Here is an 11,541-nt window from a genome sequence, read left to right on the forward strand (position 1 = left end):
CCTCACCTGCGTCCCGTGGGGGCGCGGTCGGGTTCGAGATGGCTGAACACCACGACGTCGGGTAGTGCCTCGCCGAGATCGGCCTCGATGCGGTCGAGCAGGTCGTGGCCGGCGCGCACCGTCCAGTCACCCGGCACCCGCACGACGAGGTAGACGAAGCGCTGCCGTCCCGACTCGCGGGTGCGCGGCGGCAGGATCGTCACCACCCCCGGTTCCCGATAGCGGTCGAGGACGGCGTTCACCGCCGTCACGTCCTCCGGGGGAAGAACCGCGTCGAGCATGCCGACGACCGCCTGCCGCACGAGCCCGAAGCCGATCCGCAGGATGTTCAGGGCGACGAGGATCGCCACGATCGGGTCGAGCACGTCCCACCCGGACAGCGCGACCAGCGCGACGCCGACGAGCACGCCCGCCGACGTCCACACGTCCGTCAGCAGGTGTTTCCCGTCGGCGACCAGCGTGATCGACCGATGTGCGCGGCCTTGCCGGATGAGCAGCAGACCGACCACGAGATTGAGCGCCGACGATCCGGCCGACAGGACGAGACCGAGTCCGACCTCGGTCACCGGCTGCGGGGAGATCAGGCGCTCGACCGAGGTCCACAGGATCACCGTCGCGGCGGCGAAGACCATGGTGCCCTCGACCGCGGCGGAGAGGTACTCGGCCTTCCCGTGCCCGAAATCGTGGTTCGCATCGGCCGGCTTCGCGGCGAGACGTAGCGCCGCGAGACCGACGAGCGCCGCGACGAGGTTGACCCCGGATTCGAGCGCGTCCGACAACAGACCCACCGATCCGGTGATCCACGCCGCCGATGCCTTCAGCAGCATCGTCGCGAGCGCGGTCGCCACCGACAGCAGCATAAACCGCATCAACAGGCGGTGCTGCTGCGCAGAGGGCGCCACCGTTCACCGCTTGACGAGCGTGAGCTGCATCCCGGTGAGGTCGGTGGCCGTCAGCGCGACGTAGTCGTATTTCGGGGTGGGAACCCACGGCGACAGTCCGAGGGCGTCGATCCGCGCCGCGTCGTCGAAGCTCCGCAGGATCCGGGCGTGCCCGTGCAGCACGACGCTCCACGCGGAGTCCTCGCGGATCTCGTCCACCTCGAAGGCCACCTGCGGGTGCACCGCCAGTTCGGAGAGCTTGCTGCCCTCACCGCTGCGGAAGTACACCGTGCGATCGTCGGTGACGTAGTTGACGGGATAGATCTCCGGTCGCCCGCCGACGACGGTGACGAGGCGGCCCACCTTGCCCGTCGCGAGCAGGTCCCAGCACTGGTCCTCGTCGAGTGGGACGACAGGATCGTCGGTGTTCGGGTTGTCGCTCATCGCGTTCACTCCTCCGGTTCCGCTGCCGTATCCAGCACATCACGAACCGGCTTCCGGCGCAGTGGAACGCTCCGCCGGTTACGGTGAAACCGGCCGTCAGGACCGTGTTCGCCCGATCCGCCGAGAGCAGCCCGAACGAGGAGTGCCGATGTCCGCACAAGCTCCCGCGACCACCTCGAGTTGGCACACCCGCGCCGCGACCGACGTCGCCGAGGCGTTCGAGGTCGATCCGCAACGAGGGTTGAGTGCGGACGAGGTCGAACGACGGCGTGGCGAGTACGGCCCGAACCTGCTCGACGAGGCGAAGAAGGTACCGACCTGGCGGCGCGTGCTCTCGCTGCTGGCCGACAGGATGACCCTCGTTCTGGTCGTGGCGGCGGTGGTCAGCGCCACCGTCTCCCGCGAGTGGGAGACCCCCGTCGTCATCTTCGCGGTGATCGCGCTCAACACCGTGCTGAACTACGTGCAGGAATCCCGGGCCGAGAGCAGCCTCGCCGCGTTGAAGAAGATGTCGGTGTCGACCAGCCGGGTGCTGCGCGACGGCAGGGGGACGGAGGTGCCCCGCGCCGAACTCGTCCCCGGAGACGTGGTGCTCCTCGAGGCCGGCGACACCGTCCCGGCCGACGGCCGACTCGTCACCGCCGTCCGGCTGCAGGTCGCGGAGGCCGCCCTCACCGGTGAATCCCAGCCCGTCGACAAACAGGCCGACGTCGTCGACGATCCCGACGCGCCGCTCGGCGACCGCACCGACATGCTGTTCATGAACACCGAGGTCACACGCGGACGTGCCGCGATGATCGTCACCGGCACGGGCATGCGTACCGAAATGGGTGCCATCGCAACCCTTCTCGGATCGGCCGGTGGCGAACAGACGCCGCTGCAACGGCGCATCGGCCAGCTCGCCCAGACCCTGACGATCGTCGCGATCGTGACAGTGGCGCTGGTGTTCGTCCTCGGTCTGCTGCGGGGACAGACCTGGTCGGATCTCCTCGTCACCGCGGTGTCGCTGGCGGTCGCGACGATCCCCGAAGGGCTCACGGCCGTCGTCGCCTTCACCCTCGCGATGGGAGCCTCACGTCTCGCGGCCCGCGGTGCGATCGTCAAACGCCTCGCCGCGGTCGAGACGCTCGGCAGCACCACCCACATCTGCACCGACAAGACCGGCACCCTCACCCTCAACGAGATGACGGTGCAGCGACTGCTCGTCGCGGGTCGTGCCTTCCGCGTCACCGGCACCGGGTACGGAACCGACGGCAAGATCCTCGTCGGTGACGGTCTGCCCGCACCGGACTTCACGGACGCACTGCTCGGGATGGGACTGTGCAACGACGCGACCGTGCGCAACGGAGTGCTGGTCGGCGATCCCACCGAGGGTGCCCTCGTGGTGCTCGCCGAGAAGGGCGGCATCGACGTCGAGGGTGCGCGGGCCGCGCTGAACCGCATCTCGGAGGTGCCGTTCGACTCGGACTACAAGTACATGGCCACCTTCCACACCCTGCCGAACGGCGGATACCGCTGTTTCGTGAAGGGCGCGCCGGGTGTGCTCCTCGATCGTGCCACCTCGATCGCCGGTCCCGACGGCCCGATTCCGCTCGACGACGACGGTCGCGCGAGGATCCACCGGGCCGTGGAGGCGCTCGCGTCGGAAGGTCTGCGAACCCTCATGATCGCCGGTCGCGACCTCGATGCCGTTCCCCGCGGCGACACCGATGCGCTGCAGGAGAAGGTGGCCGACCTGACGATCCACGCGATCGTCGGCATCGTCGACCCGCCGCGGACCGAAGCCGAGGATGCGATCGCCGTCGCCCACGAGGCGGGCATCTCGGTGCACATGATCACCGGCGACCATCTGGTGACGGCTTCCGCGATCGCCGAGGAACTCGGAATCCGCGGGTCGGCTGCCTCCGGTTCGGATCTCGACAAACTCACCGACGACGAACTGCGCCGGAGGGCAAAGAAATTCGGCGTCCTCGCCCGCGTGGCGCCCGAACACAAGATCAGGTTCGTCGAAGCGCTGCAGGCCGACGGGCAGATCGTCGCGATGACGGGCGACGGCGTCAACGACGCTCCCGCGCTCGAACAATCCGACATCGGTGTGGCCATGGGGATCACGGGAACCGACGTCTCCAAGGGCGCCGCGGACATGATCCTCACCGACGACAACTTCGCGACCATCGTCGCCGCCGTGGCCGAGGGACGCGGAATCTACGACAACATCGTCAAATTCGTGAAGTTCCAGCTCACCACGGCGTGGGGCTTCGTCCTCATCTTCCTGACGGCCGGTGTGCTCGGACTCGCGGGTGGCGCGCCCTTCAGCGCACTGCAGATCCTGTGGGTGAACATCATCATGGACGGACCGCCGGCGCTCGCACTCGGTGTCGACCCGACCGCCCCCGACGCGATGAGGCGACGACCGCGGCCCGCGAACGAGGCCCTGCTCGAACGCTCCCGGGTCCAGCGCATCCTCGGCCTCGGCATCGTGATGACGGTGGGCACGATCGCAGTCCTGCACTTCGGACCGGAACTGTTCCCCGACAGCGCATCCGACCCGTTGTTCGCCACCACCCTCGCGTTCACGACGTTCGTCTTCTACCAGGTGTTCAACCTGTTCAACGTGCGCTCGGATCTCGGATCGGTGTTCTCGGCGCAGACGTTCACCAACCACACCATCTGGATCGCGATCGGCGCCGTCGTCGTCCTGCAGATCTGCGTCGTGCAACTCGGCGCCCTGCAGGGATTCATGGACACCACCTCCCTCACCTCCGAGCAGTGGCTGCTCGCGGTCGCAGTCGGCTCGTCCGTGCTGTGGGTGGACGAGATCGGCAAGTTCGTCGCCAGGAGGATCGAGGCGCGCAGGGCCGAGCGGGCGGATACGACCTTCCTCACCTGACGATCGGGAGATGGCGGAACTCACGTCGCCGCGGGGAGAAGTGCGAGGCCGCACTGCCCCAGAATGGAGGCTGCCCCGCGTTGCTCCCCGAGCGCGCCCGCGTTCCGGCCCGCACGACCTCCGGCTCCGGGACTCTCGACAGATCGAAGGTTTCCTCACCGATGACCACCACGGCTTCCGGCCGCCCACTCGACGATCCTGCCCACACCGACTCCGGACATCCCGCGCGCACGCTCGTGATGTGGGCGCTCGCCCTCGGCGGGTTCGGGATCGGAACCACCGAGTTCGTCGCCATGGGGTTGCTCCCCGAGATCGCGACGAGCATCGGGGTCTCCGAACCCACCGCGGGCCACGTCGTCTCCGCCTACGCGGCCGGTGTCGTCGTCGGTGCCCCGCTCATCGCGACGATCGCCGCCCGCGTGCCGCGCAAGACACTGCTGGTCGCGCTGATGGTCGCGTTCACCCTCGGCAACGCCGCCACGGTGCTGGCCCCGAACTACGGTCTGCTCGTCGTCTCCCGGTTCGTCGCCGGCCTGCCGCACGGCGCGTACTTCGGGGTCGCCGCGCTGGTCGCGGCGCATCTCGCCGGACCCGGTCGCCGCGCGCGTGCGGTGTCGCTGGTGATGATGGGGCTGTCGGTGGCGAACGTCGTCGGGGTGCCCGCCGCCTCGTGGCTCGGCATGGCGTTGGGCTGGCGCGCGGCGTTCGTGCTGGTCGCGGTGATCGGAGTGGCCACCGTCGTCGCTCTCGCCGCCTGGGTGCCGACACTGTCGATACCGACGACCAGCGTGCGGGTCGAACTCGGGGCGTTGAAGAGCAGCACCGTCTGGCTCACGCTCGCCGTGGCCGTCATCGGCTTCGGTGGTGTGTTCGCGGTGTACACCTACATCAGCACCACCCTGACCGACGTCGCCGGAGTGTCGAGATCGCTCGTGCCGGTCGCGCTGATGCTCTTCGGCGTGGGCATGGTCGTCGGCAATGCCATCGGTGGTCGCGTCGCCGATCGCGGTGTGATCCCCGGCGTCTACGCGTCGATCACTTCGCTCGCGGTGCTGCTCGCGCTGTTCGTCGCCGCGGCCCACAACCCGTGGACCGCCTTCGTGATGGTCTTCGGTCTGGGTGTCGGATGCGCCGCGGTGGGCCCGGCCCTGCAGGTGCGGTTGATGGATGTCGCGGAGGACGCCCAGACGCTCGCGGCGTCGCTGCACCACGCCGCGTTCAACCTGGCGAACGCGTTCGGTGCGTGGATCGGCGGGGTCGTGATCGCGGCCGGCTTCGGCTACACCGCGCCCGCCGCGGTCGGTGTGCTGCTGGCGCTCGCCGGTGTCGCCGTGTTCGCGATCTCCGTTCGCCGCCGTGAGAAGGCCGCACATTCCCGACGTGATTGGATACGGAAGTGACCGATTCCAGCATTCCGACCCCGCCCGATCCCTTCTTCACGGTCGGAGCGCGTCTCGACAACGGACTCGGCCGCACGGGCACGATCCACACCCCGCACGGAGACATCCGCACCCCGGCCTTCGTCCCGGTGGGCACGAAGGCGACGGTCAAGGCCGTGCTGCCGGAGACGATGGCCGAGCTCGGCTCGCAGGCACTGCTCGCCAACGCCTACCACCTCTACCTGCAGCCCGGTTCCGACATCGTCGACGAGGCCGGTGGGCTCGGGAAGTTCATGAACTGGCCCGGCCCGACCTTCACCGACAGCGGCGGCTTCCAGGTCATGTCGCTCGGGGCCGGGTTCAAGAAGGTCATCGCCATGGAGTCCGTCGGCGTCCAGAACGACGACGTCATCGCCAAGGGCAAGGAACGGCTCGCCCACGTCGACGACGACGGGGTGACCTTCAAATCGCACCTCGACGGGTCGCGGCACCGGTTCACCCCCGAGGTGTCGATGCGCATCCAGCACGAGCTCGGCGCCGACATCATGTTCGCCTTCGACGAGCTCACGACCCTCATGAACACCCGCGGCTATCAGGAACGCTCCCTCGAGCGGACCCAGGCGTGGGCGGTGCGGTGCATCGCCGAGCACGAGAAGCTCACCGCCGAACGTGCCCACCGTCCCTACCAGGCGTTGTTCGGCGTCGTGCAGGGCGCGCAGTACGAGGACCTGCGACGACAGGCGTGCCGGGGCCTCGAGTCCATCGCCGGCGAGACCGGCCGCGGGTTCGACGGCTACGGCATCGGTGGGGCGCTCGAGAAGCACAATCTCGGCACGATCGTGCGGTGGTGCACCGAGGAGCTGCCCGAGCACAAGCCGCGGCATCTGCTGGGCATCAGTGAACCCGACGACATCTTCGTCGCGGTCGAGCACGGCGTCGACACCTTCGACTGCGTCAATCCGTCGCGGGTCGCGCGCAACGCCGCGATCTACCACCCGGACGGCCGGTTCAACATCAACACCAGCCGTCACCGGCGCGACTTCACGCCGATCGACGAGAACTGCGACTGCTACACCTGCCGGAACTACACGCGGGCGTACATCCACCACCTGTTCAAGGCGAAGGAGATGCTCGCCTCGACGTTGTGCACGATCCACAACGAACGGTTCACGGTGCGCCTCGTCGACGACATCCGGACGAACATGGAGAACGGCACCCTCGCCGAGTTCAAGGCCGAGACGCTCGGCCGGTTCTACGCGAGCCGGCGCCAGGCCTGAGTCGTCCGGCTCGAGTCGTCAGGCGTGAGTCGTCACGCGTAGGAGGGTTCGCGCTTCTTGACGTAGGCGATCACGCGGTAGGTCACCGGGAGCACGACGATCTCGACCAGCGTCTTCCACAGGAACCCGACGATCACGAAGTTGACGAAGTCGGCCCAGGTCGTGATGCCGATGGCCCCTGCGGCGATCGAGCAGAAGATGAGGGTGTCGGCGAACTCACCCACGACGGTCGACCCGATCAGCCGCGCCCACAGGTGCTTCTCCCGGGTGCGTTCCTTGATGCGGACGAGCACGTACGAGTTGAGCAGCTGCCCGACCGCGTACCCCGCGAGCCCGGCGATGAGCATCCGGGGCACCACGCCGAGGACGTTCTCGAAGGACTCCTGACCGGCGTAGAAGTCGGCCGGGGGCAGCTGCTGCGTGATCCAGAAGCACAGCGCGGACAGCGCGACCGCCCCGAAGCCGTAGAAGACGGCGCGGCGGGTGGCCGCGAAGCCGTACACCTCGCTGAGCACGTCGCCGAGGATGTAGGCGAGGGGGAACAGGAAGAACCCGCCGTCGGTGATGATCGGCAGGATCTGCAGCGGGCCGACGGCGAACTCGGAGTCGGTGAAGAACGCGATGCCCTTCGTCGCGGAGATGTTGGAGATCATCAGCACCGCGGTGAACAGCACGACGATCCCCGTGTACGGGCTGCGGCCCACGCGCGCGAAGGCGGCGTGGTCGAAGAGGGCGGGGGAGGTGTTCGATCCGTGCTCGGTCACCCGGACATCCAAGCATCACCACGGGGCGATCACGAAGTTGCGGATGGTCTGTACGTGCGCGAACACCCCATATGCGACGAACGGGTCCCGTCCTGGCGGGGACGGGACCCGGAGCGCGCGGGAGATCAGGACTTGCGTACCCGGGTGCCGCCGGCGAACTTGTCGTGGAAACCCTGCTTGTTGCCGTCCTGCTCGATGGTGACCGCGATACCGATGTATGCGGCGAGCGACAGCAGACCGGCGAGGAAGCCCAGCAGCGGGACACCGGTGAGGATCTGCAACGCGACGAACGCGTTGCGCTTGGCGGCCTGCTCGAGGGTGGGATTGCCACCGGCAGGGCCGGCGACCGACAGGCCGAGGAGCTTCTTGCCGACGGTCGCGCCCCGAGCGGACTCCATGTACGTCCAGTAGCCGAAGGCGACGACACCGCTGACGACCGTCATGAAGAAGTCCACGAAACCGCTTCCACCGCTCGCGAGGATCATGATCGCGCTCAGGATCCCCATGGGGATACCAACGATGAGGCCGTCGATGATGCGGGCGCCGAGACGCGGGAGCAATTCCCCCGGGGTGCCGGCACCGAAATTCGGATCCGGGCCGGGGAATCCCGGGCCGCCGAACCCACCGTCCTGCGGCGCCCCGTACTGGGGTGCACCGTACTGAGGAGCGCCGAACTGGGGCGCACCGAATTGGGGCGTTCCGTTCTGCGGGGTTCCGTACTGAGGAGCGCCGTACTGGGGGCCACCGTTCTGGGGCGCGCCGTACTGCGGGAACTGCTGGGTGTAATCGGGCGGGGTGGCGCCGTACGAGGGGGCGCCGGGATGACCGCCCGTCGCCCGAGGATCCTGCTGAGGGGGTGGATAGCCACCAGTGGTCACTTATGTCTCCCTTGTCGCGATCGGCATGGCAACGCGCCACGGTACAGCGTGCCGTGGCGCGTCGGTAGATATGCCTACGGATGCGACGGGAGGATCCCGCCGGGGGTTGTGTCAGGCCGCTACGGGACCACCCGTGGTGACCCGGTAGGCGTACGTGACGGCGATGATCGACACCGGCACCGTGACCAGCAGGCCGATCAGGCACAGCAGGGCACCGACGAGGTTGATGCCGAGCAGTGCGAGGGCGAGCAGCACCAGCGTTCCCGCATTCGATTTCACGGCATTGAAGCTCGACTTGATCGCGGTGACGGCATCCTGATTGCGATCGATGACGAACTGCATCGTCCACCACGCGAAGAACGCGAACACCAGGCCCGGGAGGATGCACAGCACGAGACCGATCGACGTGCCGATGCCCACGAGCAGACCTGCGAGGATGACCGCACCGATCGGGCCGATCTGGAGGAACGTCCCGAAAGCAGGGCGCTGCCCGTCGGTTTCGGCCAGCGCACCGCGCACGAAGGCGGCCTGGATCAGGTATCCGACGATCGCCGAGACGATGCTGCCGATGGCGCTCAGCAGGGTGAAGTCCGTCGCCTCACCGGTGAAGTCGAACCCGTTGAAGATGCCGCTGATCAGGCCCTGGATGACGAACGCGGCGAGCATGAAGACGATCCACACGCCGGCGTTACCGCTGAACTTCGACCAGCCGTAGGAGATCGCGTCGCCGACACTCAGCTGATTCGGAGGCGGACCACCGAAGCTCCCGGCGCCGTACGCACCCGGCGGGGGCGGGTAGTCACCACCCGACGGGGGAGGCGGATAGTTCCCCGGCGGCGGGTAGGACCCACCCGGCGGCGGGTAGTTGCCACCCGAGGGCGGGGGGTAGTTCCCCGGAGGGGGGTAGTTGCCGGGCGGCGGATAGTTCCCACCCGGCGGGGGAGTGCCACCGCCCGAGGGCGGCGGATAGCTTCCGGGTGGCGGATAACCACCCGGGTTCTTCGGATCCTGATTCGGGTCGTAACCACCGGTGGTCATGGCTGCCTCTCGTCTCCGGGATCGGACACTTCCGAGAGAGTACGGATATCACCTCGGGTCTGCATCCGCTATGTCCGCATCGTGTCCTATCGGATGCCTTCCTCCGACGGGGTGAACACCCACGGATCCCGGGGAAGCAGCACGGGATTCCAGCGGTCCAGCAACAGTTCCGGCGACACGGGCTCGCCGGGGTCGGCGAGTCGCAGCGACACGGCGATCGTGCCCAGCACGTCGGCGGCCGTGTGTCCGAGCGCGAGCTGATCGGCCAGTGTCACCGCGCCGTCCCGTTTGGCCAGTCGCTTGCCCTCCTTGTCGAGCGCGAGCGGCACGTGCGCGTAGACGGGCTCCGACAGTCCGAGAAGGTGTGCGAGACAGGCCTGTCGGGGCGCGGAGGTGAGCAGATCGTCGCCGCGCACCACCTGATCGATGCCCTGGTCGGCGTCGTCGACCACCACCGCGAGGTTGTACGCGGGGGTTCCGTCGTTGCGGCGCAACACGAGATCGTCGACGATGCCCGTGAAATCGCCGTGCAGCAGGTCGTGGACGGTGAACCACTCCTCGGTCGCCCGCAGCCGGATCGCGGGGGCGCGGCCGGAGGCCCGGCGCTCGGCCCGCTGCTCGTCGGTGAGATTGCGACAGGTGCCCGGATAGGCGCCCGCAGGGGCGTGGGGTGCGGAGGTGGCCTCGAGGATCTCGCGTCGGGTGCAGTAGCACTCGTAGGTCAGGCCGGCCTGCTCGAGCCGCGCGATCGCCTCGTCGTACAGGCGCCGGCGGCGGGACTGGTGGACCACCCGACCGTCCCAGTCGAGACCGATCGCCGCGAGATCCGCGAGCTGGCGTTGCTCCGCGCCGGGACGCACCCGGTCGAGATCCTCGACGCGCACGAGGAACCGGCGGTTCGTCGACCGCGCGAACAACCACGCCAGGACGGCGGTGCGCAGATTGCCGAGATGCAGGTCGCCGGAGGGACTCGGTGCGAAGCGACCCGCTCCTGCTTCGTCCTCGTCCGAAAGTGACACCCGTGCACTCTATCGAGCGACACCCAGGAGCACCGCTCGCTGGGCGTGCACGACCTCCCGGATCGCCGCGACTGCGGCCGCGACCTCCGGCCGCCGCAGCGTCTCCGAGCGCGCGACGAGCCAGTAGGCCAGACGCGCCTCGACCTCGCCGGGCAGGACCCGGACGAGATCGGGGTGCCGGTCGGCCATGAAGCACGGCAACAGACCGAGGCCTCCGGCGGCGCGGGTCGCTTCGACGTGCACGAACACGTTCGTCGAGCTGATCGAATCCTGCATGTCGGGGGCGATGCGCCGCGCGACGTCGAGATCGTCGACCTGCAGCATCGAATCGATGAAGTACACGAGGGTGTGCTCACGCAGGTCGCGGACCGACGACGGGGAACCGTGCGTGGCGAGATAATCGCGCGAGGCATACAGGCCCAGGTTGTAGTCGGCGAGACGGTGCGCTTCGGCCCGATGCACCTGCGGGCGTCCCACGACCACCTCGATGTCCATGCCGGACCGCTGCTGTGAGGCGCGACGGGTGGTCGCGACGATCTCGACGGAGATACCCGGGTGGCGTTGCCGCACGAGCGCGCCGGCCGGGGCGGCGATGTAGGCGCTGAAGCCGTCGGTGGCGGAGATACGCACGACGCCCTCGAGGCGGCGCTCACCCCGGGGGTTCCGCAGACTTCCGACCGCGGCCTCGATGCGTTCGGCGGCCTCGAGCGCCTCGCGACCGCGGTCGGTCAGTTCCCATCCCGCCGCCGACCGCGTGAGCACGCGACCGCCGAGGCTGCGCTCGAGCGCGGCGATCCGCCGGGAGATCGTGGTGTGGTTGACGCCCAGGTCGTCGGCGGCGCTGGTGAACCTGCCACTGCGCCCGACGGCGAGCAGGACGAGGAGGTCATCGGCCGAGGGCACGCTCATGTGTGCAGTTTTGCAGATCGCATCTGCGAATCGCGTCATTGTGGATGCAAATGTGCGTACCG

The 11,541-nt window shown here is 68.5% G+C and carries 10 protein-coding genes; 3 read left to right on the top strand and 7 right to left on the bottom strand.

The genetic code is table 11. The annotated features are described in order from the left end of the window. Positions 1-2: 2 nt before the first annotated feature. Both AC0LPE_RS01405 and AC0LPE_RS01410 read right to left on the bottom strand, forming a co-directional pair. Entirely contained in the window at positions 3-869 is an 867-nt protein-coding gene (locus AC0LPE_RS01405) for a cation diffusion facilitator family transporter (RefSeq protein WP_490605480.1), read from the bottom strand. Positions 870-905: 36 nt separating this feature from the next. Continuing rightward, positions 906-1,325 (bottom strand): pyridoxamine 5'-phosphate oxidase family protein, encoded by a 420-nt coding sequence (locus tag AC0LPE_RS01410; protein WP_026060903.1) that lies wholly within the window; start codon positions 1,323-1,325, stop codon positions 906-908. A gap of 148 nt (positions 1,326-1,473) precedes the next feature. Here AC0LPE_RS01410 and AC0LPE_RS01415 point away from each other — a divergent pair, with 148 nt between their 5' ends. The 3 genes from AC0LPE_RS01415 (at position 1,474) to tgt (ending at position 6,871) form a co-directional block, all read left to right on the top strand. After that, entirely contained in the window at positions 1,474-4,215 is a 2,742-nt protein-coding gene (locus tag AC0LPE_RS01415; RefSeq protein ID WP_160876130.1) for a calcium-translocating P-type ATPase, PMCA-type, read from the top strand. Between the two features lie 161 nt (positions 4,216-4,376). Further along, positions 4,377-5,615, top strand: a complete 1,239-nt coding sequence (locus AC0LPE_RS01420; RefSeq protein WP_085469869.1) for an MFS transporter — start codon at positions 4,377-4,379, stop codon at positions 5,613-5,615. Further along, the gene (gene tgt, locus AC0LPE_RS01425) at positions 5,612-6,871 is read left to right on the top strand and encodes a tRNA guanosine(34) transglycosylase Tgt (protein ID WP_490605481.1); all 1,260 of its coding nucleotides are present in this window, start codon (positions 5,612-5,614) and stop codon (positions 6,869-6,871) included. The genes AC0LPE_RS01420 and tgt overlap by 4 nt, the downstream gene beginning before the upstream one ends. Positions 6,872-6,903: 32 nt before the next feature. Here tgt and AC0LPE_RS01430 read toward each other — a convergent pair whose 3' ends face one another. From AC0LPE_RS01430 to AC0LPE_RS01450, 5 genes are all read right to left on the bottom strand, one after another. Continuing rightward, positions 6,904-7,635 carry a queuosine precursor transporter gene (locus AC0LPE_RS01430; RefSeq protein ID WP_088899137.1) on the bottom strand — a complete coding sequence of 244 codons (732 nt, stop codon included), beginning with the start codon at positions 7,633-7,635 and terminating at the stop codon, positions 6,904-6,906. Between the two features lie 125 nt (positions 7,636-7,760). After that, positions 7,761-8,513 (bottom strand): RDD family protein, encoded by a 753-nt coding sequence (locus AC0LPE_RS01435; RefSeq protein ID WP_229566827.1) that lies wholly within the window; start codon positions 8,511-8,513, stop codon positions 7,761-7,763. A 111-nt stretch (positions 8,514-8,624) separates the two neighbouring features. Continuing rightward, positions 8,625-9,551, bottom strand: a complete 927-nt coding sequence (locus tag AC0LPE_RS01440; protein WP_490605482.1) for a DUF2189 domain-containing protein — start codon at positions 9,549-9,551, stop codon at positions 8,625-8,627. Positions 9,552-9,637: 86 nt separating this feature from the next. Continuing rightward, positions 9,638-10,570: a tRNA glutamyl-Q(34) synthetase GluQRS gene (gene gluQRS, locus AC0LPE_RS01445; RefSeq protein WP_490605483.1), complete on the bottom strand. Its 933-nt coding sequence runs from the start codon at positions 10,568-10,570 to the stop codon at positions 9,638-9,640. A gap of 9 nt (positions 10,571-10,579) precedes the next feature. Beyond that, positions 10,580-11,479 (bottom strand): LysR family transcriptional regulator, encoded by a 900-nt coding sequence (locus tag AC0LPE_RS01450; protein WP_016691002.1) that lies wholly within the window; start codon positions 11,477-11,479, stop codon positions 10,580-10,582. Positions 11,480-11,541: the final 62 nt, after the last annotated feature.

The organism is Rhodococcus sp. S3 (genome assembly GCF_058211795.1).